This is a genomic window from Streptosporangium subroseum (genome assembly GCF_900188345.1).
In the GTDB taxonomy this organism is placed as follows: Bacteria; Actinomycetota; Actinomycetes; order Streptosporangiales; family Streptosporangiaceae; genus Streptosporangium; species Streptosporangium subroseum.
The window spans coordinates 1-26,515 of record NZ_FZOD01000078.1 but is presented as its reverse complement, the minus strand read 5'-3'; the positions used below and the strand labels follow the sequence as shown (position 1 = coordinate 26,515).

The following is a 26,515-nucleotide window of genomic DNA, read 5'->3' as shown; positions in this document are numbered from 1 at the left end:
TTGTGCTCCTTACGCACATGGGGGTCGGCCCTATAGAGAAAGCGGCCTCCGCACACCGCACATCACCGGTTGCGTTCAGTGACGTTGCGGTGAGCGGGCCGGGTGCCCCCGGCGGGCTCGTGCAGCGCGCGGGTGCCCCGGGCGGGGGTTAGGTGCGGGTGGTGGTTTGCATCGGGGAGGCGATCAGGTCCCAGCCGGCGGCGTCGGGGCGGGGGGCGACGCAGCCCAGCTGCTCCCACCGCTCGGTCTGGCGGTAGAGGAATTTGCGGGCTCGCTGCACATTGGCCAGCAGTTCGACCAGGTCAGCGGTGCGGACCGTGGTGCGGCCCTCCCGATACCAGTCATCCAGCGCCATGTCCCAGATGCGCTGGGCTTCTTCGGTGGACGGTCGCGGCGTCTCGGGCTCGTCGTCACCTTCGTTGCCGTCGGTGTCGGGGCCCACGATGACGCCGCTGATGACGTCTTCGGGGTCGACGTCGGCCAGGTCGCTGGGGTGGGCGTCCTCGCCCAGGTGCCGGCGGCGGGAGGTGCGCAGTGCTTCGTACATCGCCTCGCGCTCTTCGGCGGTCTCGTCATCGGCCATCTCGGTCATCTCCTGCTCGTCGTCGGTGAGGGTGGGAGTGCTGGGCCAGCGAGCCGGTGCCGTGGTGTCGGGGTCGCGGTGAGCCGCCGCAGGCGGGGCCTGCGGGGCAGCGGCCGGGGCCGGGGTTGCGGTGGCGTCCTGGCCGCTCGTCGCGCCCCAGATGGAGCGGGGGTAGCGGGTGCGCTGGGTGAACAGCTCGCCGAACAGGTGAGCGGTGACGGGGTCCATCGCGTCGCGGTGCGGGGCGCCGAGCTCGACGGCTTCGGTGAGCTGCTCATCGGTCGGGTCGTAGATGCGCAGCATCGAGCCCCACCGGTTCATCGGGATGCTCAAGCCGGTCACGTAGCAGTAGCCGGGCTTGTTGGCTCCCCAGTACTGCAGGTTCTTGCCGAGCGCGGCCAGGGCGTCCTTGGGCAGGATCTGCTCGGCGTTTTCATAGCTCTCGACGCCGAACATGATGGCCGCGCCGTGGTTGGCGCGGGTGTCGGTGGAGACGTTGCGGTAGTTCCAGTGCTGGGTGGAGGAGACGAAGAAGATGCCCGCCGAGCGGGCATCGGCGACCAGGTCTCCGTACAGGGTCTGGAACTTGCGGAACTCCTTGGACTCCTCCACCCAGATCTCCAGCACGTTCAGGCTGGACGTCGGTGACCAGCGCATCAGCTTTTCGCTGGTCAGGTGGTTGTTACGGCCCTTGATGACGTGCTTGAGGCGGTGCAAAAACAGCCGCGCCTCTTCCTCGTTGGTGATGACCCAGGTCATGCCGTGCGCGAACGGCCCGAAGGTCTGCAGGCCCTTGGACAGGTCGATGCCGATGATGTTCAGGCGGCGCTTGACCAGCTGGGAGGCCAGGAAGATACGGGCGCCGGTGCTCTTGCCGGACCCGGTCACCCCGCCGATCTTCAGGTGCTTGATGTCGGGGGCCCGCCGGTCTTTGCTGAGGTCGCCGAGGATCTGCACCTGGCACGGGCCGGTCTGATACTCACCGATCGCGAATGGCTCGGTGGGCAGCGAGCCGATCCCGGACACGCCGGGCCAGGGCACGCCGTGCTTGAGGTTGTCGCGGGTGGCGATCTCCACCACGCCGCGGCCGTCGACGTCCAGGTCGCCGGCCAGGTTGGTGCTGCCCGGCACCGCCCGGGCCTCTGCTGAGATCATCGGCATCAGGGCGCGGGCGTTTTCCAGGGTGCCGCCGGACAGGGTCTCCACCGTGGCGCGGACCACGCCGCGCTCGTCCACGGTGGGGTTGTTGAACTGCACCTTGGCCTGCTTGATGGCCTCCATCAGCGGGTTACCCGCCCCATCGGCGGTGGGGGTGGCTCCGGCGTACTTGGTGCCGCGCCAGATGCCCCACAGCACCCACACGACCAGCGAGCACAGGATGTAGGCGGGCCAGATCGCGCCCATCCCGACGACCAGGCCGAGCACCAGCGAGCCGGTGGCCAGCGAGCCGGTGACGACCATCAGCACCCGCAGCAGCATTCGGGGGCCGGCTGAGAGGTGGGCAAAAAAGGTGACCAGGGCGCCGATGAGCAGGAACAGGATGGACAGCAGCGGCGTCCAGACCGGATCGCCGCCCCACTGGGCGTGGGCGAGGACGATCAGGATGGCGAAGATCGCACAACCGATGCCCGGGGTGGCCAGCGGCAGGCCGTGGACCAGCAGCCAGCCGCCGCTGAGCCGGCTGGAGTCGGTTTCCACATGGACCACCTGCGCACCGGCGGCGGTCTGCTTGGTCTTGTTGCGACGTCCCATCACGTCATGCACCGTCCTTCGTCTCATAGCGGCCCTGCCGCTTGTCTGCGCTGGTGGTCTTGTTGGCCTGCTGTTCAGCGAGCATGTATTCGGCGTGCACCGCCGACATCCGCACGATCGCCTTGGCCGCCTCCAGGAACGCCTCGGCGGTGTTGTTGCCGTGACCACGCAGCCGACTAGCGAGGAAGACCCGCTGCAGCCAGCCCACCCGGCGCCCATCGGGAGCGGTGCGGTGCCGCAGCCAGGCCGCGGCCTGGCGGGCGTCCTCGCTCATGGTCAGCGAGATGGCGCATAGCATCGCCCGGGTGTTCTCCTGGTAGTCGCGATAGGACTGGTGCGAATGGGTCACGTCGCTGTCGATGAAGGCGTTCGCGGCCTCCACCAGATCGATCTGCTTGGACATCGGCTACCTCACCTGTCTGGTCGTTGCGCTGATCAGCGGGGTGCTACGGCTTGTTGGTGTCGTCTCGAATGGGAGAAGAGCCCTTCTCCGCCCGCATGTACTCGGCGTGCACGCCGGCCATCTTCTGCAGGCAGCTGACCGCCTCCAGCAGGGCATCGGCGGCGTTGCGGCTGTGGGCCTTGGTGCGCCGGGACAGGCCGACGCGCTCCAGCAGGGCGATGCGCTTGCCCTTCTTGGGCTTGCGATGACGCAGCCAGGTAGCCACCAGCTCCCCGTCTTGGACCAGCATCAGCGCCATGGTCCGGGCCATGGACTGCACGGTGTAGAGGTGGTTTTCGAAGGCCTCGTGCCCGGCGATGATCTCGGCGTTCTCGAACGCGACCATCTGCGTGCCCAAATCCTCGGTGCGTTTACTCACAGGTCCTCCTCATGAATCACGGAAAACAGCAGGTGACGGGCGGTCTGCTCGGTGGTGGTGCGGGCGATCGTGCTCCCATCGCGGCGGGCCTCGACCGTGGTGGTCTCCGCCGCCGACCGGGCCCAGCTGCGGACCACGGCGCGGGACCGGCCGCGCAGCGAGCTCTCCTCGGCCAGGGCGAAGGCGACCAGCACCGCCGCCGCGGCCAGCAGCGCGATCGCGACGGCGTGCGCGGCCCGCTCCGGCCAGCCCGGCGCGAACACCCGGGCCAGCCAGATGACCAGGTGCGCCATCACCGGCCCACCTCAGCGGCGGAGCCGTCGCAAGGCGCGGGCCAGGCGATGGTGCAGGCCGTGGTCCGGCCCCGCGGGGTGTGGCGGACGCTCAGGGCTTCCGGGCCGATCAGGGCGCACACGACGGCCAGTCCGTAGCCGCCCTCCCCCGCCGGGCGCACCAGAGCCGCCGGGCGGTTTTCGGGGATGTGCGCGGGATGTGCGGTGGGGATGTGCGCGCGCTGTGCAGGCACCTCCGGAACGTGTGCGGTACCGCTGACCTGCTGTGCGCTGATGTGCGCCCCGCGCGCGGCCTCGCCTTGGTCGGTGACCTCCAGGCGCACCCGCCGCGGGTCACACACCTCCAGCCGGACAACGAACTCGCCATCTGGAGCGGATCCAGAGCGGGTGTGCAGCAGGGCGTTGGTGACCAGCTCCGAGACCACCAGGGACACATCACCGGTACGTGGACAGTTCGCGGGCAGGCAGCTCAGTGCCCATGAGCGGGCCAGCGCGACCTGCTCGGGGCGGCCGGGGAAGGCGCGCTGGTAGGCGGTGGTGACGACCAGGCCCATCACGCCACCCCCGCGGTGGTTCGCTGGGGCAGGGCCGGGGCGGTGCACTGGGCCAGCAGCACCACGGGCCGAGCGCCGGTCGGCGGCAGCTGGCCGTGCGCGGCCAGGGTGTGTCGCAGGTGGATCAGCGGGTCGGCCTCGCCGAGCGCGGCGGCCGCCATGGTGGCGCGGGCGGCGGCCAGCAGCTCGGCGTAGGCGGCGAGCTGCAGGGCCAGGTCCTGGTCGGTGAGGGTGTTGTGCCTGGTCAACGTCGTCAGCGTGGTCATGGGGTCACCCCGCGAAGGAGCGCGGCGATCGCGGCGTCGACGTCGACGCCCTCGTATTCGCGGCCCATCGGCACCAGCCGGTAGGCGTTGTTCAGGAAGGCGGCGATGCGCTTGCGGGAGCCGTACAGGGCGTACGGGCTGCCGTGCTCGGGGCGCAGCGTGATGACCAGATAGCCGTCGGCCTCGTGCGGGCCGACCATCACGTCACCTTCACCGACCGGGTCCTGCAGGCCGTCGGTCAGCAGGGCCCGGCCGAAGGTGACGTCGACCGTCTCACCGCCATCGGCGGACAGGAACATCAGCCGGACCGCGTACGGGTCGGCCTTGGTGTAGGACAGCACCCCGGCCAGCGGGTAGCCGGGCAGGTCCGCCAGCCACAGGGTCAGGCCCTCGACAACCTCGGAAGAGCGCCTCATGACATGACCTCGGCCTTCTGGATCTCGTTGCGCAGCAGCGCGGCGGTTTTGGGGGCGCAGCGCAGCAGCTTGCGCAGGCCCTCGGCGGTGGCTTCCTGGGGGTTGACGTCGCCGGCCTCGATCGCGGCATACAGGGTGAGCCGGTGCTCATCGATCGATCGACGCGGCGCACTCGGGTGCTCGGGATCGATCGGGTCCATCAACGACTCGGCCTCGATCGACTCCTCACTCGATCGGGACCCAATCGACCGGCGAGCTTTGATCGGGTTCGGGGCGCTCGATCGATCGGCCTCGATCGATCGGGAGGCGGGCCGCGTCTCGATCGACGCGACCCGATCGATCCTCGCCGCAGCGGCGAGACGGTCGGCCTCGATCGATCGAGGGGCGACGATCGGCGGATGGATCGGCGCGCTCTCAATCGACGGATGGCCCATCGTGGGGAAGGCGATCGATCGAGCCACATCCTGGCGCTGCTCGGAGAACGCCCGCAGCCGCGCCATGGCCTCCTCGCCCGCCTCGCTGGCCTGCGAAGTCGGGGCGCCGGGGCGGACGATCGAGCCGTCCACGATCAGCAGGCGGCCATCCTTGGCAGCGGCACGGTCGGCCTTCTTCTCATAGCGCACGATCGATCGAGCGAGCTTGCGATCTCGGCGGCAGGATTCGGGGCCGACGCCGTAGCGGTCGATCCACGCCGCCGACCAGGCGGACTCGATCGTGCAGTGCTCGCCGTAGGCGGCCCGGATCGAGGCGGCCGCCCACGACAGGCGCGGGTAGCGGATCCGCCGCCAGGCGGCCCGGCGGATCTCCACGGCCGATCGCTTGGAGGCGGTCTGCTGGGTCAGCGACGCGGTCAGCTCCCACAGGGCGATGCCCAGCAGGGAGGCCAGCGCGAGGATCACCCCGACCTGCAGACCGGCCCACGGATCATCCTGGGTGGCGTTGGCGACGACGCCGTGCCACAGGTTCATCCCGGCCGCGATGCCCGCCATGCCCCAGGTCGCGACCCGGTAGCGGCCGATCGGCAACTTCGCCTGAATCGCACGGTGGATCAGATAGGCCAGATACCAAACCCCGCCCTCCAAAGCGATCGGCAGGGCCGGGGCCATCAGGCCCAGATGCATGACCTGGTCGGCGAACTCCAGCTGGCCGCGCCAGGCGATCACGATCGGCGCACCCATCGCGATGCCGCCCACGATGACCGGAGCACGCTCAACCACCGCGGCCGCCAAGGCGCCGACGCCACGACGAGCGGCGGCGTACCGGGCGGTGCGGGCCAGCTTGCGCTCCCGGCGACGCAGCCGGCGCCGCGCGGCCTTACTCGCGGCCTGAGTCTCACGCTCACGCTGGTCGGCGACCTTGGCCGCACTCGCACGAGCGGTACGGGACTCCTCCAGGCGCAGCGTGGTCTCCGCGCGGATGGCCTCAGCCGCGGCGCGGGCCTGCTCGGCCTCGGCGTCGGCGACGGCACGCTGCGCGCGCGAGTCGTAGTAGGTGCTGGCCATCAGCCGCTCACCGCCGTGGAAGCGGGAGGCGAGGCGATCAGGGCATTGGGCTCGGCGGAGAAGAACGTCACGGTGCTGCCCCGCATCCGCTCCGGGGCACCGGCCAACATCACATCGAACAGCTCGGAGCGGCTGTCGCCCCGCTGCACCGTGCAGGTCCTGATCACGGTGAGCTGCTCAACCAGGCCCAGACCGTGGGTCTTGGCCGGCACCATCACGACGAAGACCTCCATCACGCGCTCACCGCCTCAGCGGACTCGGTCTGCGCGTCGACGGCGAGGCCATCGCGGAGAGCTGCGCGCACGCCCGACTCCGGGTAACGCAGCAGCCGCCCACCCGGAGTCCGGACAGCGGCCAACGCACCGGTACGAGCCCAGCGAACGATCGTCTTGGGGTCGACCCGAAACAGACTCGCGACCTCTTTCGAGGTCAGCAGCCGTTCCTCAGGCATGGTGAGATCAGCGATGATGGACATGAGTCGAGGTCCCTTCAGATAGCGACTCGCCGTGGCCTCGGTGTGACAGCACCGGGGCCGCTTGTTTGGGGCGTATGAGCCTTGCTCAAGGGCTGATGGGACAGGCCATCTGCCGCTTCCAGCTCCCAATTCGGACACGAGTCGCTTGCGCGATCCATGGTCCGTACTGGATGTTGCGTACTAGTACACAAGTTAGGAGCGTACTAGGACACCGTCAAGGCTCTGACCCCCCTTTTTTTTCGCTACGCCCACCCATAAGCGACCGCGAAGATTGGACGCTACCGGTGTATTAGTACACTGGGGCTAGATTGCCGATGGCGTGAGGAGAAGCAGGTGGCACCACAGGTTCATCGCCCTGATCCCCCATACCTGCAGGTGGTCAAGCACATTAGAGGACAGATCGAGTCAGGGGCTCTACGCGATGGCGACACTGTGCCCTCTACACGGCAGATCGCCCAGGAGTGGGGTATCTCATTGGCTACAGCTACCAAGGCATTAGGCACCTTGCGATCGGAGGGACTTGTACGGGGAGTGTCCGGGGTAGGCACGGTGGTCACTACCTCGGAGAGGGTGCACAGTCCGACGGCACGTGTCCTCTCGACCCGTCGCACTGGCCGGATCTATCCCTCCGATGAACATGCCCGCATCGAGGAAGCCGGACTCGTCGCAGCGTCCGATCAAATCGCTGACGCACTGGGGATCACTGTCGGAGCGTCTGTGATTCGCCGTCAGCGAGTTACTTACAAGGGCGAGATCCCAGTGTCAGCGTCAATCTCCTGGTTCGATGGCACACTCGCCGAACTCGCACCCAAGTTGTTGGAGACCTCACGCATCCTTGAGGGCACTTTCGCTTACATCGAGACCGCGACCGGCCGCCCCATGAGGACAGTGCGGGATCAGCTCGCAGCTGATGAAGCAACGTCACAGGACGCCAGCGACCTGAACATCGAAGTGGGCTCACCAGTCCTGCGAGGACGCAATTGGATGTACGACGCAGATGGCGGCGTCATCGAATATGGCGAGTACGTATCGGCTGCTCGCCGCTGGAAGTCCTACGACTACGAGATCAACTAAGGAAACCACGTGAAACTACTGCATTCGGGAAAGGTCCGGGACGTCTACCTGGACGGTGAGGATCTCATCCTGGTCGCGTCCGATCGGGTTTCGGTGTACGACGTCGTGCTGCCGACCCTCATCCCCGACAAGGGAAAGATCCTCACACAGTTGTCGCTGTGGTGGTTCGATCAACTCGCAGACTTGGTCCCCAACCACGTGATCTCGACGACCGACATTCCTAAGGAGTGGGCAGGCCGGGCGATCAGATGCCGCCGACTAGAGATGATGCCAGTGGAGTTCATCGCTCGCGGCTACCTGGCCGGACTAGGCCTCAAGGAGTACCAGAAGTACGGCACGGTGTCAGGCATCACCCTGCCGCCTGGCCTAGTCGAAGGATCCCGGCTACCTGAGCCGATCTTCACTCCCACAACCAAGGCCACTGTCGGCCATGACGAATTCATCACGTACAACGACGTGACTGCCGAACTCGGTGCTGAGACAGCCGCCACGCTACGGGATCTGACGCTGAAGGTGTACACCCGCGGCGCCGCCCTAGCTGGAGAACGAGGGGTCATCATCGCCGACACCAAGCTGGAGTTCGGGCGGGCCACTGACGGCACGCTCGTGCTCGGCGACGAGGTGCTGACCTCCGACTCCTCGCGCTTCTGGCCTGCGGACTCGTGGAAGCCCGGTCGCCCTCAGCATGCCCTCGACAAGCAGTTCGTACGCGACTGGTCGAGCACTCTTGACTGGGACCGCACACCCCCCGGGCCCGCTGTTCCGGACGAGATCGTGCAGGCCACGCAGGCTCGCTACATCGATGTTTACGAGCGGATCACCGGACAAAGGTGGAAGTGACCATGGCTGAGACTGAGTACTACGACGCAGCCCGACTAGTCAGCGAAGTACAGGAACTCCTGCACGCCCGCGGCCTCAACCCACAGGTAGCCGATCGAGCTGGAATGGCGCAGGCAGGTGCCGGGATGCTGCTTCGTGCCCTCGGCATCACTCCCGGGATGGACATGATGGATGCGTTGGCCCGGTCGGTGGACAAGCCGTGGGCTGACAGGGACTGAAAAATCGCCATGGTTGTGAAAGCCCCGGTCGCCGGGGCTTTCACATTGACGTTACGTGGGTCGCTGCCTGCACCCGTGGGCTGGACTCCAGGCCGGGCGACGGCGCAGACGGCGATGTTGCGGGCCGCGTTGATGTCCCGGTTCATCGTCAGTCCACACGATGAGCAGGTGGACACCCGGTCAGCGAGGGTGAGGCGTGGGTTTTGCCTCCCGCAGGCCGAGCAGGTCTTGCTGGACGGGAACCAGCGGTCGGCGACCGCGATGGTAGAGCTGTACCAGGAAGTCTTGTGCTGGAGCTGGCGACGGATCTCGGCCGGTGAGGCGTCCAGGATCGGCCGGTTGAGCCCGGCCTTTTGCCGCACCTTCCGGCCCGGGTTCTGCACGGTGCCGCGAGCTGAACGGGTCATGCCGGCGACGTTGAGATCCTCCACGGCGACGATGTGGAAGCCGGTGGCCAGGCGTTTGGTGACGCCGTGCAGGAAGGTGGCCCGGCGGGCGGCGACCTGGTTGTGCAGACGTGCGACGCGGCGCTTGGCTTTTTCCCTGCGCGTTGACCCTTTCTGGGTGCGCGACAGCGCCTGCTGGGCGCGGCGCAGTCGCTTGGTGGTGGCGCGCAGGTAACGCGGGTTGTCTAGCAGCTGGGTGGGCCCCTTGCCAAGGTCGGCGGGCTGGGACAAGGCGATCAAGTGGGTGACACCCAAGTCCAATCCGATGGTGCCAGCTGCGGCCTGGCGTCTGGTCGGTTTGTCGGGCAGCTCGACAGTCACCTTGCACAGCACCGAGGCGTACCAACGGTGGCCACCGCGAGAAACGGTGACGGATCGCACGACGGCTTGGCCGCATTTGATAAGGCGGACCAGGCGTCTGGCTGAATCGTGCAGACGCACCTCGCCCAACTTGGGAATCCGCAGCCGCCGATGGGTGACCAGGCGGATGCCCGGCTTGTTGACGTTGTGGGGGATGCGGAAGCTGTCGCGGGTACGGCCCTTCTTCTTGAACCGCGGATAGCCGACCCACCGCCCGACCCGCTTGCCAGTGATCGAATCCAGCCAGTTCTTCCACGCGGCGTCGGCGTCGTCGAACGCGGACTGGAAGCAGTAGTTGTTGACCTCGTGCGACCAAGGGCAGATACCCTCGGCTCCATTGCGGGAGCTGCCCCGCGCCCGAACCCACGCCTTCTGAATGACGCCTTTCCCCAGCACAGAGACCTTGATCTGTTTGCGTGCGGCTTCTTCGGCGAGGCCTCCGCCGATCAGTGCCGCGATGCGCTGTTTCCGCTCTTGGTGCGCAGCGACTTTGGCGGCCAGGGCGTGGTTGAACGCCCAGCGGGCAGCACCGGCGTAGCGACGGAGCTCTGTCTCTTGGGCGCGGGTGGGGTCCAGCGTGAAGCGGAAGGCTTTCAGGACCTCGCGTCGCGCCATGCACCTCATCTCAGCCGATAAATCATCACTCATTTCGGACGCTACGACAGCTTTCGATAGAAATAACGCAGCGGATCATCAAAGCCTGGCCAGGACTTCAGCGTGGCACCGTTGCGGACACCTTCATTCCCGGTATGATTTTGGTATGGCGAACGTGGAGAAAATCACCGTCAGTCTGCCGAAAGACCTGGTAGGACACCTGCGAGCCCTGTCGGAGGAAGGCCACATCGAGTCGGTGTCGGCCTACGTCACGCAGGCCGTCCAAGATCGAATGGAACGCCAGCACCGCGCCTCTCTGTTCTTGCACCGAGCAGCTGAACAAGTCCAGGAAACCGACTCCGAAGGCTGGCGGAAGGCCCAGTCATGGGCCGATGGCCTATACGCCCAGTTCGCCGATCAGGACGGTACCGTGCAGGGCGCTGCGTGATCGGCGCGGTGCTGGACCGTAGCGCGATCGCAGCTTGGGCGCGTCTGGATCAGCACATAGTCGCCTGGCTGATGCGCGCCGAAGATGCCTCCCGCCCTTTACTGATCGCTACTAGCGAGCTGACACATGCGCTGGCCGCAGCCGAGACCCTGCATGAGGTGGAAACCATTGGCCACCTAGTGGAGATGGGCATGACGGTCCCGCCGCCGGCGGGCGATCTCACCCCGCAGCTTGCTTTTCACGTCGCCGATGTGATGCGCGACGCCAAGGACGTCGACCTTGGGCAGGCGCACACGCTGATCTTGGCGCTCGCTCGGGAGTGGCCGATCCTGACCGCCATGCCGCACCTCTGGGCGACTCTTTCCCCCGGCATCGTCCTTGAGGCTCTGCCAGGCTGAGCGCGCTGTTCTCGACCCCGGACGCCGGAGATCAGTCAGGATGCTGGGACCGGACCTACGAAGAGGCCAGCGAAGGGTCGCCACCTATTCGGTGTAGTCCTTCAGCATTTCTCCTAACCCGATGTCCGTAGAAGCCTCGCCCGACATCTCTAGGATGTGCTCTGCGCTCCGGTGTTTTCCCGCCAGGCCGTGACTCTTCACAGGAGGTATCTCATGCATGCCACGATCATCTCAGCGAGGTGGACACGGTGACCCTCGCCGACACCGTATCCGACACTCCCCAACATCGGTCACGCCCTTACAGAGTGGCCGTCGCCAACAACAAGGGTGGCAGCGGCAAGACCGCCACCACTATCAACCTCGCTGCCGCCCTTGCCGAGGCTGGCTACTACGTCTTGGTTGTTGATCTCGACCCCCAGGCCAACGCTAGCCGCCGTCTCAACTATGTCCACGACCCCGCCAATCCGCAGCCGACTGTCTCCGAAGCCATCAAGGCCGACATCGAAGGAGTTGCTGCGGACGCCTTTGCCGAGATCGGCTGGCCTGAACCGTACTCCGAACGGATCACCCTGCTGCCTTCTCGCACAGACCTGGAGAACCGCACCCTTGAGGCTGGAGTGCTCGGTGCGGTGCTGCGGTTGAAGAAGGCGCTCGATGGCGCAGACAACGACTTCGATATCGTACTTATCGATTGCCCACCGAACCTAGGTCACCTGACCCAGCTTGCGCTGGCAGCTTCCGACTTCGTGTTGTGCGTCATGGATCCTGAGTACGACGGTATCGATGGAGCAGTGACTCTCCGCGGCTTCGTGGACTCCAAGGCCGCCCTGCTGCACAATCCGGGCCTTCAGATGGCCGGATACATTGTGGACCGTGTAGACACCCGGACCGGTGCGCATCGGTTCCAGGTGGAGACCACCATCCCTGAGCTGTTCGGTGATGACCTTTGGCAGCCGATTATTCCGGAGCGGGTCGCGGTGAAGGACGCCGCTGACGCGGCCCCGCCCAGGCCGTTGCGCGCTCTTGGCCGTGACGGCGAAGATATGGCCACGCGTTTCGATCAGCTTGCCGCGCGTCTGGCCGACCGGATCGGGCTCGCGCTTCCCACTGGAGTGAAGTGACATGGCGAAGCCTGTTCGTGGTCGGCCGACCGGAACGTCTCGTTTGGTTGCACAGCCAGAATCTGTGATCGCTGGAGATCAGGCTGCCGTACCTCCGCAGGCACCCGCAGCGGAAACGGCGCCCTTGACTTCTGCGGCATCCGGTCCATCTATCCCGACCGAGGTGGACCCGCAATTCGAGCTCGCGTCCGGCCCGCCCTTGGCTGGGAAGATCATTTCTGAGCCCGTCAACAAATTTGTTGACGGGAAAGTCCCAACCCTCGCCGACTGCGAGCAGCACATCGCGGCTGTCACGCATCAATGGCTTCTCGGTGTCGGTCGCGCCCTCAAAGCGATCCGCGACCACAAGCTGTATGAGGAGACCGGATATACCTCGTTCGAGTCGTACGTGTCTCATCGTTGGGAGTGGACTCGGCAGCGCGCCCATCAGCTCATCACGTCTCTCCCTATCGTTGAAATCGTCGCCCCTCATGCCGATCGAGAGATCAAGGAAGGGCAGACACGAGTTCTCAGCCCTGTCTACGACCGACACGGAGCCGGTGCGGTTCTGGAGGTATGGCATACCGCCTCCCGAAGCGGGAAACCCACCGCAGCCACGTTGGAACGGATAGCGCGGGCGAAGGGCTTTCTCGACGAACCCGACCAGACAGCCAGCGAATCAACCCCGGCCCAATTCGCGTCGGCGCCGGTTCTCATCGCGATGCGGGCAGCGTTGAAGGGGTTCGACCTTCGGACTGTTCGTCAGGTGGCTCTCGAAACTCCGGAAGCCGCGCAGGGAATTCTGCGGGATTGCGAGGAGGTTGGAAACGCCCTCCTCGCCATCGCAGCTGAGCTCAAGGCGGATCTTCCAACCGACGAGAGCTGATTCTGGCGTGCGTATATGCACAGGGCATGACGAGGGGACAGAGTCGTGTGACTCCGTCCCCTATCGTGCCGTGACCCGTCAGTCAGGCATGCGCGTTAGAGACGTTGAGGTCCTGCTGGCCCTCCACACCGCGTGTTGCCAGCACCCACGCGCCGCCAGCGGACACGGGAATCCGGCAACGATCACTTCCTGATATCTGGGCTGGAAAGGTGAGAATCACCCATAGCGAGCTAGGCGGTCAGGTCACACGGCGGGTCAGCAAATCGCGGCGTCATTAGCCGGACCGGCAGCAGTCCACGATGATGAGCGACACCCGCTGCTCTATCATGCGGCCGATCTCAAGCAGCCGTTCGCTGGTAAAGCACCGCCCTCGATCACCAGGGCTGTAGTCGTACGGCCATGGCCAGTCCAGTACACGACATTCGGTTCCGCCACGCTTCGGGCGAACTCATCTACCGTACTCGGCTCGCCTTTTCGGTACACCACCACCATCAGCGACAGTTCCCAGCAGCCAGGTACCCACCTCAGCAGGAGCTCGCCCACCGTGACCACCTGCCGCCAGTACCACTCATACATCGCAGTCCTGCCACGGCGCGCAGCGCGTGGCACCTTCGCGAGCACCTGCCGGCTAAGGACGAATCCCAGCCGCTCAACGAAGCGGATATAGGAGTCGCCGAACGCGAGCGCGCGGTGAGTCGCCGGGGCGGTCGCCAGAACGCGTAAACGCGAAGCACAGCTGCGTCACGTTCTTTCCGGCCAGCTCGTCCAGTTCCGCGGCCCACTCACAGGCGTACCGGTCACGATGCGCCGCAGGCAGCAGCTGGGCAGTAACTCGAACAAGCTGATAGGCGATACGCGGCGTCTGTTCTTTGATGAGTTCAACGACTAGCGGCATCATCACCGCGTTCCTAGCCGCTGCCACAAGACCGACGAGCCAGCCGCTCATCCAAGCCGCCTCTCGGTGTCGCCGTGACGAGGGCTAACCTGGCTCGCAATGACTTCGTCACCAGCAGGTGTGAGCGCCTGCGCGGCCGAAGCGAGAGCCTCACGGGCACTCAGCGCACCGCGAGTTGTAAGCCGGTAATAGCGGCGGCGGCGGCGCCCCTCGGCAGCCTCGTTGATGTCCTCCCAATCACTGTCGACCCATCCTGCGCGCTCCAGACGAGCCAGGATCGGATAGATACTGCCGTTCGGCAGCCCTGTCTTCGCGGCGAGCTCCAGGCCATAGTGCTCTTCGCCCAGATCATCGAGTAGAACGCGTAGCACCAGCAGCGTCTGCAAGGTGAGGCGGAAGGGGGAACGTCCCATGCTTGCAACTCTAGATAGGGGGTCTATGGAAGTAAATCAGCTCACCCCGACAATTGAGTGCGGCAACGGAGTTCGAAATCGATCAGCTCGACCTCAGCCAACGTGATCGTGTCGCATCGTTCGACACGATCACGTTGGTTCCGGAGGTGGTGGCTCGGTCATTGGTTCTGGAGGCGGAGCCGTCTCCAGCTGTGCTGGAACCGTCGGCGAGGGGTCGGCTGTAGATGAACCGCTGAACGCGTTGACCAGGATCACAGCGACGATGATCGCGGCAATCAAACCGCCCCCGGCCGTCGCTATCGCAGGAATCGTGCGGTCATGCGCCCGAACCCTGAACCGAGTGCCGTCCCGCCGGGTTCGAAAGTGTGCTCTGACTCGTACCCGGCGGCTCATGTTCCGACACGGTATGAGCCACCTGCACGGCGGACCAGGTGACAGCAGGACAGGCATGTCTGTCCTGCTGGTGACAAAACCGGCCTTGCCAGGTCCCCGGTGCGTGGGGGCGTCATGTTCGGACGATCGTCATCACAATTGTGATCATGGTGGCCGTCGCGTCCGGACTGGACCTGGCCGCGCTTCCGTGGTTCCCGCGTCTCTGACGTCGCTGTAGGACCCCAGAAGTAGCGACGGTGGCCAGTCACATGTTCAGAGGACTGGCCACCGTCGCGACAATAAGAGCCCTTCATCTCCCAGCCATCGGCCGACACCACGCCGACGATGCCCGCCTCCAAATTCTCGAACGCGCCCGGAGCTCCCATGGCAAGGCCTTTGAGCGATGAGGGCCGATTATGCGAGGTCGCCGGTACTGCGCCCCCCGGTGCGGCTTTCGGTCATGCCAGGGGGATCGTGTGGTGGGACAGGGCCGCCTCGGCAAGAGTGAGCTGCAGCCCGCCAGCCCCGGCGAGTATCCGGGTGGGCAGGGCGGCGGCGTCGAGGCGCCGCTGGAGCCACGTGGCTTGAGCGATGCGGTAGCGCTGGCTGGAGTAGGCGGCGTCGTAGTGCTGGATGAGCACGTGGCCGGGCCTCAGTGCTTCGGTGATGGTGAGGACGTCGCGGGTCTGCAGGTGGCAGAGCGCGGCGCGTTCGGGCGGGGCGTTCACGTTGGTGGCATCGGCGTGTGCGATCACGAGCGTGACGTCGGGGAGGATCGCGGTGACGGCGTCGGTGAGCCCGTCGTAGAGGTTGGTGTCGCTGGTGTGCCAGATCCCGCCGCCGGGGGTGTCCAGGGCAAACCCGATCGGGGTGCGGTTGCGTCCTGCTTCTTCCACGTGCAGGGTCGGGGTGGCGTGTACCACCAGGTCGCCGATCTTCGTTGTCGGCTCCCCGTCACCATCGCCGGCCGGGTGGGTCAGCGTCACCGCGTCGACCTGCCTCAGATGGTAGGGCGAGAACGCGGCGAACCGTTGCATGACCGTGGTGTTGCCCGCGAGCAGGGGGCGGCCCGGGCGGGTGCGTGCGCTGATCGCGCCTTCCAGGCACGGGATCACGTCCACGTAGTGGTCAGGGTGAAAGTGGCTGACGAGCACGGCGTCCAGCGCGGCGAAGTCGAAGTGGCCTGCCTGGGCCAGCCGCACCAGCCAGTCGAGCGCCGCCGGTCCCGGGTCGATCACCACGCAGGTATGCGCGGTCCGAACGAGTAGCCCGCCGGCGCCTCCCGCGAGCATCCCGTACCTGCACCCGAGCCCGCCGAGCAGGGTGATCTCCACTGCCCCAGGCGCTACGGGCAGGGCGGAGCCGAGCCGCGGCGGGGAGGCGTGCATCGCCTCGTCCGCGGCGTCGGCCTCGGCGAGGATGGCGAGCAGTTCCTCATCGGAGGCGGCGTCGAGCTGCCGCGCGAGGTCTGCGGTGGTGTCGTCGTGGTGCACCCGCCGAGTATTGCCGACCGGTCTCGCCGTCGACCGCGGCGACACGCCCGGCGACCCTGTGGCCGCCGGACGTGCCGGGCATGCAGAGGTGCTCAGGCCGCCTGGTGGATGGCATCGATGACACGGTCTTGCTGCTCGGTGCTGAGCGTGGTCGAGCAAGGCAGGTGCAGGGCTGTGCGGCCGAGCCGCTCGGCGACCGGGCACGGCCACGGCGCGCAGCCTCGATGTGCGCCGGTGAGGTGCAGCGGCGTCCAGGGCGGGCCCGCGTGGATGCCGGCCGCACCCAGGCGCTCGCGCAGGTTTCGGGCGGTCATGCCGAACCGGTCGCTGTCGATCAGGACGGTGGTGAACCAGCGGGTGGCGCGGGCCCAGGGCGCCTGGGTTTGGAAGGTGACGCCGGGCAGGTCGCCGAGCGCCTGCCGGTAGCGATCGTGGATGCGACGCTTGGCCTCGACGAAGGCCGACAGCCGTTCCATCTGCGCGACGCCGACGGCGGCGTGCAGGTTGGACATCCTGGCGTTGTAGCCGACCTCTCCGTGGCGGTATTCCACCGGATGCTCGCGCGCCTGGTTGATGAGGTAGCGGGCGCGGGCCGCCTGGTCGGGGTCGGCGGTGACGATCGCGCCGCCGCCGCCGGTGGTGATCAGCTTGTTGGCGTTGAAGCTGGTGATGGCGAGTCCGCCGGAGCCGACCGGACGCCCGTGGTAGGTGGCGGCCAGGCCCTGGGCGGCGTCCTCGACCACGACCAGGCCGCGGTCGGCCGCCACCGTGCGCAGCGGGTCCAGATCGGCCGGATGCCCCAGCAGGTGGACCGGAACGATGGCCGCCACCGGCCGGCGGGTGCGGACATCGACCGGCCGCCCGCCGGCGAGCGTGCAGCGTTCGTTAAGGAACTGCCGCACCTGGGCGACATCGAGCTGCCAGTGATCGGGCTCGATGTCCAGCACGATGGGGTGGGCCCCCGCGTGCCGGATCGCGTTCGCCGTGGCGACGAACGTCCAGGCCGGCACGAGCACCTCATCTCCCAGTGCGACGCCCGCGACCAGAAGGGCGATGTGCAAGGCCGTGGTGCCGCTGGATGTGGCGACCGCGTGCCGGGTGCCCGCCGCGGCGGCGACGTCGCTCTCGAACCGCTCAAGGAACGTCCCGGCCGGGCCGACCTGCCCGGCGGCGGCCGCCTCGGTGAGGTAGCGGCGCTCGTTGCCCGATACGTCAGGGGCGCACCAGGGGATCGGGTCAGGCTGCACGGCGCATCCCCTCGACCTCGATGACCCCGGCCGACAGCGCGCCGGCCATCTCGGCGATGCCCTGGCGCAGGGTGCGCGCCGGCGTCCAGCCGGTGGCGGCCGTCAGCTTGGCCGCGCTCACCCGGTAGTTACGCGCATCACCCGCGAGTGGAGCGACGTTGATGCGCACGTCGCCGCACACCTCGGCCACCATGGCGGCGACCGCGGACAGCTGGTGGTTGTCTCGGGCGGAGGCGACGTTGAACACCTGCCCCGTGACCCGCTCAGTGGGGGCGTCGAGGACGGCGGTCACGGCTGCGGCGATGTCGGAGACGTGGATCAGGGGCCGCCATGCCTGCGGGGCGTGCAGCGCGAGCACGCCCCGGGTGAGCGCCTGGCGGACCCACAGGTTGACCACCAGGTCGAAGCGCATCCGGGGCGCGAGGCCGTACAGGGTGGCGAACCGCAGCGCGGTGGTGGCCATCTCACCGCCTGGGGTCAGGATGCGGGTTTCGGCTTCGGCCTTGGTCTGCGCATACAGCGACAGCGGCACCAGAGGCGAGCTCTCATCCAGCAGGCTATCGCCGTGGCCGTAGACGCTGCAGGTGCTGGCGAAGATGAACCGTCCCACCCCGGCGCGGCGGGCGGCGGCGTGCAGGGCGACGGTCGCCTCCAGATTCACCTGGCGGGCCAGGTCAGGTTCGGCGGCGCACGCCGGGTCCCCGACGATCGCGGCCAGGTGCACGACGGCGTCCACCCCGTCCAGCGCCTGGCCGACCGTGTCGGCATCGCGGATGTCACCGCGGAGGAGCTCGAATTGTCCGGTGGGGTAGGCGCCGAGCAGGGCGGCGCCGCCGAAGCGCAGGGTGTCCAGGGCGCGGACAGTGTGTCCGGCGGCGATCAGGCGGGCGGTGGTGGGGGCTCCGATGTAGCCGGCCGCACCGGTGATGAGGATCTGCATGACATCTCCTTGGCGGGGGTTGATGCGACCTACGACACACCCCCAGACGACCACCTCCTATCCGGCGTTCAGATGCGGCACATCGTGTGCAGATTGTGCAAATGCCCTGGTTGCTCGCGGCCGTCGGCGTAACCTTGAGGCACCTCTGTGTGATCGCAGGAGCGCGACATGGACGCACGCGATGCACTATGGGACTCGGCTCGGGTGCGGTCCCTCATCGCCGCCAAGGACATCGGCGGAATGATCAAGTTTGCGCGCCACGCTCGGGGACTGCGCCAAGGAGACCTCGGGCGTGCCAGCGGCTACTCCGCCTCGACCATCTCCCGGCTGGAGAACTGCCGGCGCGCCTCAAGCGATCTGCCCATGGTGCGGCGGGTCGCCGAGGCCGCGGGGATCCCCGCCGATGTTCTCGGTGCTGCTCTGGGGTTCTGCGGCCCGGCGTCGGTTACCGTGGCGACAGGCCAGCGCGAGGAGGATCCCATGCGACGTCGTACGTTTATGGCTGCGGCGGGGTTCGCCGTCCCGGCGCACATGCTGGCCTCACTCGACGACGCGCTGGCCGTGCTGCCCGACCCGTCCGCGGCGCCGACGGCCGATGAGGTCACCGCACAGTTGGCTCGCGCGCGGCGCTTGTTCGACGCCGGAGACCTAGCCCCTTTCATCGACCGGCTCCCGCGGCTGATGAGCGTGACGCACGCCAACGCCGAGCAGGCCCACGACGCTGCCGGCTACGCACGGCTGACGTTGTGCTACAGCCTGGCCACCGAGGCGCTGAACAAGCTCGGCACCCCGGCAAGCAGGATCACCGCCGACCGGGCAACCGCCTACGCCACGCTGTCGGGGTCGCCGATCGCGACAGCCGCCGCCGCCCGATCGCTCAGCATCGTGCTGCGCCACGAGGGACGGCACGCCATCGCCAATCGGGTGACGCTGGATGCCGCCTCCCGATTGGAGGCCACCGGGCTGGCCACGCCCGCCCAGGCCGCGGCGTATGCGCAGATGCTGTGCACGTGCGCCTACACGACCGCCCAAGCAGGCGATCGGGAACGCGCCCTGGATATGATCGCCGACGCGGAGAAGGCCGCTGCGCGGCTGCCGGTGCGCCCCGGCTCGCCATTCTCGGTCACTCCCGCCAGCGTGGGGCTCTATCGGGTGGGGATCCACTGGTCTCTCGGCGACGCGGGCTCGGCGCTGCACGTCGGCCGGCGGTTGCACCCAGGCCAATTCCCGACCGCTGAGCGGCGCGGGCGGCTGCACACCGACATGGCGCGCGCCTGGTGGCAGGCAGGTCGACCGGAAGAGACCACTCGGGCGCTGTTGGCCGCGTACCGTGAGGCTCCGGGCGAGATCCGGCGCCCCTCCATCCGCGAACTCGTCACCGAGTTGGCAGCACGTCACCCCAAAGTGACGGGCGTGCAGCGCCTGGCCGCCCTGGGCGGCCAGAGGTAACCCTCAGCGACGTTGTGATCCGCGCGAGCCAAGCCGTGTGACCGGAGGGAACCGTGGCGAACAACGTGTCAACGGTCAGCGCATCCCTCGACCTGCAAGTACTGGCTACGGTGTGTGAATCCTTCGGGCTCGGCCCTCCCACTGGCATCACGGCGATCGCCGAAGGGCTGATGAACCGCAACTGGCGCGTCGATGTCGGCGCCGTCAGCGTCGCGGTTAAGGAAGTTCTGGACGTCAGCGCCGACCAAGCCCTCTTCCAGCACCGCACCACGGCCGTGCTGGCCGCGGCCGGGTTGCCGGTTCCCGCCCCGCTGGCCACGGCCGACGGGCAGACGCTGCTGCACCTGGGCGAGGCGGTGTTCTCCGCTGTGGCGTGGGTGGACGGCGAGCACTTTGCTGGAACCCAGTGGAGCCTTGCGCAGTGCCGCCAGGTCGGCGAACTGCTGGGCCGTATCCACGCGGGCCTGGCCCAAGCGCTGCCCGAAGGAGTCGGGGCGATCCAGCACCGGGTACCGGAAGGGGCCAAAGCCAAAGCCGGTATCGACCGCTACCAGGCGTTGATCGACGAGCGCCCCCACCCGGACGACTTCGACCGGTTCGCCCGCACCCAGCTCAACGCCCAGCGTGAACTGCTGGAAAGCATGGATCATCTGCGTCCTGACGACAGTACCGATCTGGAACCGGCCGGGTATGTGCACGGCGACTTCCACGCGCTGAACCTGCTGTGGCAGGGCGGGCAGGTGGCGGCGGTGCTGGACTGGGACCGCATGGGCCGGCGCCGCGCCTACGCCTACGAGCTGGCCCGCTCGGTCACGCTGATCTTCAGCGACGCCACCACCGGCGTGGTGGATGTGCGACGGGCGGCGGCGTTCGTCGCCGCCTACCGCGGTGTCATCTCGGTGAGCGATGAGCAGGTCCTGCACGCGGTGCGCCGCCTGTGGTGGGAGCGGATGTGTGACCTGTGGCAGTTGAACTGGCATTACGAGCGACACGACACCTCCTGTGATCACCTGTTCATCTCCGCGAGCGCCATGCTGGAGTGGTGGAGCACCCACCTGGAGTTAGTGGAGCAGACCTTCACCATCCGGTGATGGACGACTGGCTGACCGCCGCGCACCTCGTTGAGGAGTCGCTGCATTTGACCGTCCGGCAGTCCCCGGGCAGGGGTGTCGACCAGGAACCGGGCGCCGCGCGCCAGCCCTTCTCGCCACGCCTCCTGGGGGACCGGTAGTAATCGCCGCAAAGGCAACGGAAATGCTGGTCAGAGCCTCGGTTGGCTTTGTAGGGGAGTTCTGGAAGCGCTTGTCGGTCGGTTCAGACAGCGCTCGCAGGGTGGTCGGCTGCGGAATGTTGATGAGTTTCGACAGCGCTGGGTCTTGGTGAGGGTTCGCTCTCGATTCCGGCCTCGGGGAACCATGGAGCAGCCCTTAGCGCTAAGGGCTGCTCCATGGTTCCCCGAGGCCGGAGCCGATCTGGAAGCGATGCTCGCCCGCCATGACCACCCGTCTGACCCAGACGATCAGCGGTCCCGCCGGATGCCGAGGAGCCAGATGTGAACAGCTGTTGACTTCGGGTCAGACCGCAAGGGTGCGCAGTATTTCGATCAGCCGATCGCGTTGATCCGGTGGGATGAGAGCGATCAGCTTTTCGCGGACGGCGGCAGCGTGTACTGGGCGAGCTCGTGCGGCTGCGGCGCGGCCTGTATCTGTGATCTCGACCGTGACTTTTCCGTCGGCGTCCAGACGGCGCACCAGGTCTCGGTCGATCATACGGGTGAGCTGGTGTGACAGTCGGCTGCGGTGCCAGCCCATGGACGCCGCGAGCTCGTTTTGGCGCATACGGCCACCTGCGTCATCGAGCCGTGTGACGATCCCGAAATCGGCGTCGGAGAGCCCGGTCTCCCGGGTGATCTCCGCGGCCACCCGGGCTCGCACGGTCTCCGCGGCCCGCTTGAACGCGTGCCAGAGTGCGATCTCGTCCTCGTCGAGCAGCAAGGTGCCCACCAACCCTCGTGTTGTCATGTCAACATACCGTTGTTACGGTGTTGACATGACAACACAAAATGGTTCTCACGAACAGCGGCACGTCCTCATCACCGGTGGCAGCCGGGGGATCGGCCTCGGTCTCGCGCTCCGTCTCCTCGCTCGCGGAGACCAGGTGCTCATCACCGGCCGCTCCGAACGCTCGCTCGCCGAGGTCGCGCGGGCGCATCCCGGCGTGGAGACCTTCGCCGGCGACCTCAGCGATCCCGCTGACCGGGAAAAGCTCGCCTGGCACGTCCGGGAGACCATGCCCGAACTGGACCTCCTCATCAACAACGCCGGCATCCAGCGCCGCGTCGCGCTGGCCGCGGACGACGCCCCGTGGGCAGAGCGCCAGATCGAACTCGACACCCTCCTCGCCGCGCCGGTCCACCTGGACCATCTGCTGGTTCCCGTCCTGCTCGCGCACGGCCGCCCCGCCGCGATCGTGGAGGTCACCTCCGGCGGCGCGATCATCCCGCAGCCCTTCGCACCGCTCTACAGCGCTTGCAAGGCCGCGTTGCACAGCTACACCGTGACGCTGCGCCACTCCCTCGCCTACACCAACTGCCGGGTCATCGAACTCATGCCCCCGGCGGTGGCCACCGCACTGGCCGGCCCCGGAAACACCCACGGAGCGCCACTGGAGGAGTTCTGCGACGCGGCCCTTGCGGGCATCGACCGAGCACTCACCGGCGGGCCCCAGGTGATCGGCTACGGAATGACCACCGATGAGCGCATCGCCGACCGCCTCCACACCGAACAGCAGATGTTCGACACGCTCTCCAGCCGATTCCCGACCACGACCTACGCAGGAGCCGAGGAACGGCGAAACAGCCATTGACGGTAGGGATTCGGCAACTAGGTCGGACAGGGCTGTGCCACCGATTTCGAGTGCTTTCCACCAGACTGTGGCCAGGCGGTCGCGGGACCGATGGCGAACTGTGTCAGCTGTGATTGGACCTGTGGATCGATGACGATCAGCACCTGGCCGGCGGGGTGGTCTCATGGGTGGGACGGCCCCTGGTATCGAGTACGGACCGATGCCTTTGAGGTGTCCTTTGCGCTCGACGATGAGAAGGACATCGATCTGATCTGTAACATCGACGTCTTCGTTCGGTTGCGTGACGGTTCCTCCTGGAGTGCGACGATCTTTACTCTCGCCGAGGTCGGGCGTTTGATGGACAGGTGGTCGGAGACGGGCGAGGCCCAGGACGGGCGGTATTTTTGGTGCTCTGATGGGCTGATCGTCCGTGAACCCGGTCTGCGGGCGATGACTGAAGTGATCGTCGGGCTCGTTGAATCGGAGGAGTTCAGCCAGGTCTTCCAACGCACGGACTCGTGAACGAAGCACCGCGCGGGCAGCTGCGTGATGGATCCGCTGGTCAGCTGGAAATTACGCCTTGGCGGGCTCGGGTCTGGGCGAGGCGGTAGGAGTCGGTGCCGGTCTCGATGATGTTGCCGCCGAAGGTGAGCCGGTCGACGATCGCGGCGCAAAGCCGAGGGTCGGTGAACGTCTTGGTCCAGCCGCTGAAGCTGTCGTTGGAGGCGATCGCCAGACTGTTCTTCTCCTCCCTTTCGGTCAGAACCTGAAACAGCAGTTCGGCGCCGCGCCGGTCGAGTTCCATGTAGCCGAGCTCGTCAATGCAGAGCAGGTCGACGCGTCCGTAACGGGCGATGGTCTTGTTGAGGACCATGTCGTCGGCGGCCTCGACGAGTTCGTTCACCAGCTTTGTCGCGAGCGTGTATTTGACCCGGTAGCCCTTCATGGCGGCTTCGGTTCCCAAGGCGATGAGCAGGTGGGACTTGCCGGTTCCGGAGTCTCCGATGAGACAGAGCGGCTGCCCCTTTTTCACCCATTCGCAGGCAGCGAGGGTGTGGATCACTGCCGGGTCGATGGTGGAGTTGGCGTCGAAGTCGAAGGTTCGCAGGGACTTGTCGCGCGGGAACGAGGCGGCTTTGATCCGGCGTTCGGAGCGGCGGCGTGAGCGGTCGTCGCATTCGGCCAGCAGTAGTTCGGCGAGGTAGGCCTGGTAGGACATCTGCTCGCGGGTGGCGGCCTCGGTGATGTCGGGGAACTGGCTGCGGATGGTCGGCAGCCGGAGCATCCGGCAGGCCTGCTCGACGGCGGTCTGCGCGGCTTGCTCGGTCAGACCTCGGTGGCGTTGAACGGTCATGAGCCCTCTCCTTCGACGGGACGCTCAGCGCCAGGGTGCCGGCGTCGCAGTAGTTGGTCATAGATCGCCACTGAAGGCAGCGGCCGGGTGTCTGGTGGTAGATGGGCCATCCGCCGTTCGGTCAAGAACGTCACCGTCGCGGTATCGGCCTTCGCGGGCTCCTTTGGCAGCTCGAGGGATTCACGCTGGTCGGCCTCGGTCGCTTTGCGGGCCTCAAGGGCGACGGCGTCTGCGGTCAGCGCTCCGGCCCGTAGGGCGCTGGCCAGGCCGGCGACGAGATGCTCGTGGCTCATGTGCCGGGCCAGCAGCAGCACCTCGATCAGAGCCCGGGTTCCGTCCCGGTCTCCGTGGGCTTTGCAGACTGCCGCCCACCACGCATCGTGCACCGGGGTGAACCGTCCTGCGGCCCGAGCCTGTTCCAGAGCCGTCGCCCCGGGCAGCGCTCCGGGTTTGCGGACGAGCGCTTCCAGATAGTGGTCCAGGTTCAGCCGGGAACCTGCCTTGGCCAGTAGCCGCTCGTGCCGGGCGACCTCTTCCTGGCCGTCATAGACGATCAGCTCGGAAGCGTGGACCATCACCCGGACCTTCCGGCCGATCAGACGGACCGGAACCGAGTAGTGGTTCGTGCGGACGCTGATCTGGGCGTAGCGATCCACTCGTAACGACATCAGCAGTCCGGTCTCGAACGGCTCGTCCGGCAACGCCTTCAGCAGCGGCTGTTCGATGGCGAAGTGCTCACCGATCGTCCGCGGCCTGGTCCCGATCCGGCGGGCCTCATCCTGGAGATCCCAAAGATCGACCATCTCGTTCAACTCCGCCAGCGACCCGACCTCGGGAACCGGCACCATGTGATTGCGGCGGAACCAGCCGATATCGCCTTCCACGCCGCCTTTCTCATGAGCGCCGCCGATGCCCGGCTGGCAGTAGAACGCCTCAAGATCATGATGAGATCGGAACGCGATCCACCGCTCCGTCTCGACACGGGCTCGGGAGAACCCCAGCACCTGAGCGACCGCGGCCTTCAGATTGTCGTAGCGGACCTTGCCCGTCGGGATTCCGCCCAGCACCCTGAAAGCGTGGACGTGCCCCTCGAAGAACGCCTCCTGACCGCCCGAGGCGAACACTCGGTGCACGGCCTTGCCCGAATAAGACAGCCGGAACGCGAACATGCAGCACTTGACCTGCTCACCGGCCAGGACCACGGTCACGTCGCCGAAGTCGACCTCCGCCTCGACACCTGGCTGATGAGACTGCGGCACGAACGCGTTCGGCGGGCCCCGGCCGGCCTCGACCTTGATCTCCGGACGCCGCGCGGCGACATAGGCCCGAACCATCGGATACGACACCTCGACCGCGTCATGCTCATCGACCAGCCGGTCGAAGATCCGCTTCACGGTGTGCCGCTGTTTGCGAGGAGCGTCCAGATCCACCCGCAACATCTGATCAATCAACGGCTTGAACGGATCGAGCTTGGTTTTGCGGGGCGGCAGTTTCTTCCGGGGTTCCGGCCAGACCGACGCCAATGCCCGCTGAACCGTACGGAAACCCACCCCGTGCTTGTGCTGCAACGCCCGGCTGGCCATACCCGAACGAGCGTCACGACGGATTGCCGCATACAGCTCGACCTTGGACATCTTGGCCACGGGCGCTCCCTTGCACCGACAAGCATCTCCATGCTCGCACCGCAAGGCCTCCGGCGCTGCCAAAACTCAGCGATATCGCCCCAGGTCAGCGCGCTCCGCTGTCGCAACTGACCAACAAACGCTCTCGGGATTCACCTACAGAACCACTCGGTGAAGAGTCTTCCAGGGCGAACCTTAGAAGGGCTCCGGACCTGCATATCCGTTGGAAATTTCGCCGATGATACTGGAACCCCATAAAGGCGATCCAGTTCACCCGACCCTGGCTTGCGGTGGAAGGCCCAGCGGTGGTCAAGGCTCTGAACTGGGAAGGCGCTCGTTAACGTTCAATTTCGGCCGGATGGTTCCGGTGGCAAGGGCTCGGTCGTGCGAGATGGCGGGGTCAGACGCCGGCTGGCGTGGCCGGTGGGTGCCTGAGTTCTTCTAGGGGGTTGGCGGATCCACCAGGCGACAGCGGCAGCGCGGCTGTGGACGTTGGCTTTGCCGAAGACGCCTTCGAGGTGTTTGCGGATGGTTCGCGAGCTGATACCGAGTTGGCGGGCGGCTTGGTCGTTGGTGTGGCCGGTGGCGATGAGTGCGAGCACCTGGTTTTCGCGTTCGGTGAGGGTTAATCGGCGTAGTGAGGCGGCGGGCAGGCTGGCGCTGATCTTGGCTTGAATTGCGGTGATCTGGGCTTGGTAGTCCAGTGCCGTGGCGATGAGGTCACGAATGGGATGAAGAGCTCGAGTTTCACGGTCGGAGAAGTCGTGGAGTCTGCGGGTCAAGCCAATGATCACCAGGTCTTCGTCGGTGATGCGTGGTGTCATCATCAGCAGGTGGCGCATGCCGTACTGGGCGAACAC

General features: G+C 66.7%; 30 protein-coding genes and 1 pseudogene. 12 read left to right on the top strand and 19 right to left on the bottom strand.

Annotated elements, in window-relative coordinates:
• Positions 1 to 148 precede the first annotated feature (148 nt).
• The 10 genes from CHC08_RS41870 to CHC08_RS41825 are packed head-to-tail and all read right to left on the bottom strand — an operon-like array spanning position 149 to position 6,662.
• Positions 149 to 2,335, bottom strand: coding sequence for a hypothetical protein (locus tag CHC08_RS41870; RefSeq protein ID WP_089212966.1), 2,187 nt, complete (start codon positions 2,333 to 2,335; stop codon positions 149 to 151).
• Positions 2,336 to 2,339: 4 nt separating this feature from the next.
• On the bottom strand, positions 2,340 to 2,738 hold the full coding sequence (locus CHC08_RS41865) for a hypothetical protein (protein ID WP_089212948.1): 399 nt from the start codon (positions 2,736 to 2,738) through the stop codon (positions 2,340 to 2,342).
• Positions 2,739 to 2,781: 43 nt separating this feature from the next.
• Positions 2,782 to 3,156: a hypothetical protein gene (locus CHC08_RS41860; RefSeq protein WP_089212947.1), complete on the bottom strand. Its 375-nt coding sequence runs from the start codon at positions 3,154 to 3,156 to the stop codon at positions 2,782 to 2,784.
• The gene (locus CHC08_RS41855; RefSeq protein WP_089212946.1) at positions 3,153 to 3,449 is read right to left on the bottom strand and encodes a hypothetical protein; all 297 of its coding nucleotides are present in this window, start codon (positions 3,447 to 3,449) and stop codon (positions 3,153 to 3,155) included. Before CHC08_RS41855 ends, CHC08_RS41860 begins: the two co-directional genes overlap by 4 nt.
• On the bottom strand, positions 3,449 to 4,003 hold the full coding sequence (locus CHC08_RS41850) for an ATP-binding protein (RefSeq protein ID WP_089212945.1): 555 nt from the start codon (positions 4,001 to 4,003) through the stop codon (positions 3,449 to 3,451). Before CHC08_RS41850 ends, CHC08_RS41855 begins: the two co-directional genes overlap by 1 nt.
• A complete protein-coding gene (locus CHC08_RS41845; RefSeq protein WP_089212944.1) occupies positions 4,003 to 4,269 on the bottom strand; it encodes a hypothetical protein in 267 nt (88 codons plus the stop codon). Before CHC08_RS41845 ends, CHC08_RS41850 begins: the two co-directional genes overlap by 1 nt.
• Positions 4,266 to 4,685, bottom strand: coding sequence for an SsgA family sporulation/cell division regulator (locus tag CHC08_RS41840; RefSeq protein ID WP_089212943.1), 420 nt, complete (start codon positions 4,683 to 4,685; stop codon positions 4,266 to 4,268). Before CHC08_RS41840 ends, CHC08_RS41845 begins: the two co-directional genes overlap by 4 nt.
• The gene (locus tag CHC08_RS41835) at positions 4,682 to 6,187 is read right to left on the bottom strand and encodes a DUF2637 domain-containing protein (protein ID WP_089212942.1); all 1,506 of its coding nucleotides are present in this window, start codon (positions 6,185 to 6,187) and stop codon (positions 4,682 to 4,684) included. Before CHC08_RS41835 ends, CHC08_RS41840 begins: the two co-directional genes overlap by 4 nt.
• Positions 6,187 to 6,423, bottom strand: a complete 237-nt coding sequence (locus tag CHC08_RS41830) for a hypothetical protein (protein WP_179282520.1) — start codon at positions 6,421 to 6,423, stop codon at positions 6,187 to 6,189. Before CHC08_RS41830 ends, CHC08_RS41835 begins: the two co-directional genes overlap by 1 nt.
• On the bottom strand, positions 6,420 to 6,662 hold the full coding sequence (locus CHC08_RS41825) for a helix-turn-helix domain-containing protein (RefSeq protein ID WP_245878899.1): 243 nt from the start codon (positions 6,660 to 6,662) through the stop codon (positions 6,420 to 6,422). The genes CHC08_RS41830 and CHC08_RS41825 overlap by 4 nt, the downstream gene beginning before the upstream one ends.
• A gap of 333 nt (positions 6,663 to 6,995) precedes the next feature.
• Between CHC08_RS41825 and CHC08_RS52085 the strand changes: the two are divergent.
• The 3 genes and pseudogenes from CHC08_RS52085 to CHC08_RS41815 form a co-directional block, all read left to right on the top strand.
• Positions 6,996 to 7,205: pseudogene (locus CHC08_RS52085) on the top strand (GntR family transcriptional regulator); the annotation flags it as partial.
• A 27-nt stretch (positions 7,206 to 7,232) separates the two neighbouring features.
• Positions 7,233 to 7,736: a GntR family transcriptional regulator gene (locus tag CHC08_RS41820; RefSeq protein ID WP_245878900.1), complete on the top strand. Its 504-nt coding sequence runs from the start codon at positions 7,233 to 7,235 to the stop codon at positions 7,734 to 7,736.
• A gap of 9 nt (positions 7,737 to 7,745) precedes the next feature.
• A complete protein-coding gene (locus CHC08_RS41815) occupies positions 7,746 to 8,576 on the top strand; it encodes a phosphoribosylaminoimidazolesuccinocarboxamide synthase (protein ID WP_089212939.1) in 831 nt (276 codons plus the stop codon).
• A gap of 19 nt (positions 8,577 to 8,595) precedes the next feature.
• Here CHC08_RS41815 and CHC08_RS41805 read toward each other — a convergent pair whose 3' ends face one another.
• Entirely contained in the window at positions 8,596 to 10,215 is a 1,620-nt protein-coding gene (locus CHC08_RS41805; RefSeq protein ID WP_218825743.1) for an RNA-guided endonuclease InsQ/TnpB family protein, read from the bottom strand.
• 145 nt (positions 10,216 to 10,360) lie between these two features.
• Here CHC08_RS41805 and CHC08_RS41800 point away from each other — a divergent pair, with 145 nt between their 5' ends.
• From CHC08_RS41800 to CHC08_RS41785, 4 genes are all read left to right on the top strand, one after another.
• A complete protein-coding gene (locus CHC08_RS41800) occupies positions 10,361 to 10,642 on the top strand; it encodes a ribbon-helix-helix domain-containing protein (RefSeq protein ID WP_089212937.1) in 282 nt (93 codons plus the stop codon).
• Entirely contained in the window at positions 10,639 to 11,040 is a 402-nt protein-coding gene (locus CHC08_RS41795; protein WP_089212936.1) for a hypothetical protein, read from the top strand. The genes CHC08_RS41800 and CHC08_RS41795 overlap by 4 nt, the downstream gene beginning before the upstream one ends.
• 248 nt (positions 11,041 to 11,288) lie before the next feature.
• Positions 11,289 to 12,161 carry a ParA family protein gene (locus CHC08_RS41790; RefSeq protein ID WP_245878898.1) on the top strand — a complete coding sequence of 291 codons (873 nt, stop codon included), beginning with the start codon at positions 11,289 to 11,291 and terminating at the stop codon, positions 12,159 to 12,161.
• A 163-nt stretch (positions 12,162 to 12,324) separates the two neighbouring features.
• Entirely contained in the window at positions 12,325 to 13,026 is a 702-nt protein-coding gene (locus tag CHC08_RS41785; protein ID WP_089212935.1) for a hypothetical protein, read from the top strand.
• 942 nt (positions 13,027 to 13,968) lie between these two features.
• Here CHC08_RS41785 and CHC08_RS41780 read toward each other — a convergent pair.
• The 4 genes from CHC08_RS41780 to CHC08_RS41765 all read right to left on the bottom strand — a co-directional run bounded on the left by CHC08_RS41780 (position 13,969) and on the right by CHC08_RS41765 (position 18,386).
• Positions 13,969 to 14,334 carry a PadR family transcriptional regulator gene (locus CHC08_RS41780; RefSeq protein ID WP_089212934.1) on the bottom strand — a complete coding sequence of 122 codons (366 nt, stop codon included), beginning with the start codon at positions 14,332 to 14,334 and terminating at the stop codon, positions 13,969 to 13,971.
• An 830-nt stretch (positions 14,335 to 15,164) separates the two neighbouring features.
• On the bottom strand, positions 15,165 to 16,199 hold the full coding sequence (locus CHC08_RS41775) for an MBL fold metallo-hydrolase (RefSeq protein WP_089212933.1): 1,035 nt from the start codon (positions 16,197 to 16,199) through the stop codon (positions 15,165 to 15,167).
• A 92-nt stretch (positions 16,200 to 16,291) separates the two neighbouring features.
• Positions 16,292 to 17,446 (bottom strand): aminotransferase class I/II-fold pyridoxal phosphate-dependent enzyme, encoded by a 1,155-nt coding sequence (locus tag CHC08_RS41770; RefSeq protein ID WP_089212932.1) that lies wholly within the window; start codon positions 17,444 to 17,446, stop codon positions 16,292 to 16,294.
• Entirely contained in the window at positions 17,436 to 18,386 is a 951-nt protein-coding gene (locus tag CHC08_RS41765; RefSeq protein WP_089212931.1) for an NAD-dependent epimerase/dehydratase family protein, read from the bottom strand. Before CHC08_RS41765 ends, CHC08_RS41770 begins: the two co-directional genes overlap by 11 nt.
• Before the next feature lie 168 nt (positions 18,387 to 18,554).
• Between CHC08_RS41765 and CHC08_RS41760 the strand changes: the two genes are divergently transcribed.
• From CHC08_RS41760 to CHC08_RS50165, 3 genes are read left to right on the top strand one after another with little or no spacing between them, the layout of a single operon-like run.
• Positions 18,555 to 19,835 (top strand): helix-turn-helix domain-containing protein, encoded by a 1,281-nt coding sequence (locus CHC08_RS41760; protein WP_089212930.1) that lies wholly within the window; start codon positions 18,555 to 18,557, stop codon positions 19,833 to 19,835.
• 53 nt (positions 19,836 to 19,888) lie between these two features.
• Positions 19,889 to 20,926 (top strand): phosphotransferase enzyme family protein, encoded by a 1,038-nt coding sequence (locus tag CHC08_RS41755; RefSeq protein WP_089212929.1) that lies wholly within the window; start codon positions 19,889 to 19,891, stop codon positions 20,924 to 20,926.
• A complete protein-coding gene (locus CHC08_RS50165; protein ID WP_179282519.1) occupies positions 20,926 to 21,066 on the top strand; it encodes a hypothetical protein in 141 nt (46 codons plus the stop codon). Before CHC08_RS41755 ends, CHC08_RS50165 begins: the two co-directional genes overlap by 1 nt.
• Positions 21,067 to 21,409: 343 nt before the next feature.
• Here CHC08_RS50165 and CHC08_RS41750 read toward each other — a convergent pair whose 3' ends face one another.
• Entirely contained in the window at positions 21,410 to 21,838 is a 429-nt protein-coding gene (locus CHC08_RS41750) for a MarR family winged helix-turn-helix transcriptional regulator (RefSeq protein WP_089212928.1), read from the bottom strand.
• Positions 21,839 to 21,884: 46 nt separating this feature from the next.
• On the opposite strand from CHC08_RS41750, the gene CHC08_RS41745 reads away from it, so the two are divergent.
• Together CHC08_RS41745 and CHC08_RS41740 are read left to right on the top strand one after the other, a co-directional pair.
• Complete coding sequence (locus CHC08_RS41745; RefSeq protein WP_089212927.1) at positions 21,885 to 22,700, top strand: SDR family NAD(P)-dependent oxidoreductase; 816 nt, start codon at positions 21,885 to 21,887, stop codon at positions 22,698 to 22,700.
• Positions 22,701 to 22,829: 129 nt separating this feature from the next.
• Positions 22,830 to 23,201, top strand: a complete 372-nt coding sequence (locus CHC08_RS41740) for a hypothetical protein (protein WP_089212926.1) — start codon at positions 22,830 to 22,832, stop codon at positions 23,199 to 23,201.
• A gap of 40 nt (positions 23,202 to 23,241) precedes the next feature.
• Here CHC08_RS41740 and istB read toward each other — a convergent pair whose 3' ends face one another.
• The 3 genes from istB to CHC08_RS41725 form a co-directional block, all read right to left on the bottom strand.
• A complete protein-coding gene (istB, locus tag CHC08_RS41735) occupies positions 23,242 to 24,033 on the bottom strand; it encodes an IS21-like element helper ATPase IstB (protein WP_089212925.1) in 792 nt (263 codons plus the stop codon).
• Entirely contained in the window at positions 24,030 to 25,667 is a 1,638-nt protein-coding gene (gene istA / locus CHC08_RS41730; RefSeq protein WP_143653587.1) for an IS21 family transposase, read from the bottom strand. Before istA ends, istB begins: the two co-directional genes overlap by 4 nt.
• Positions 25,668 to 25,999: 332 nt before the next feature.
• Positions 26,000 to 26,515 (bottom strand): response regulator transcription factor (locus CHC08_RS41725; RefSeq protein WP_218825742.1); only part of this gene is annotated, 516 nt, incomplete at its 5' end.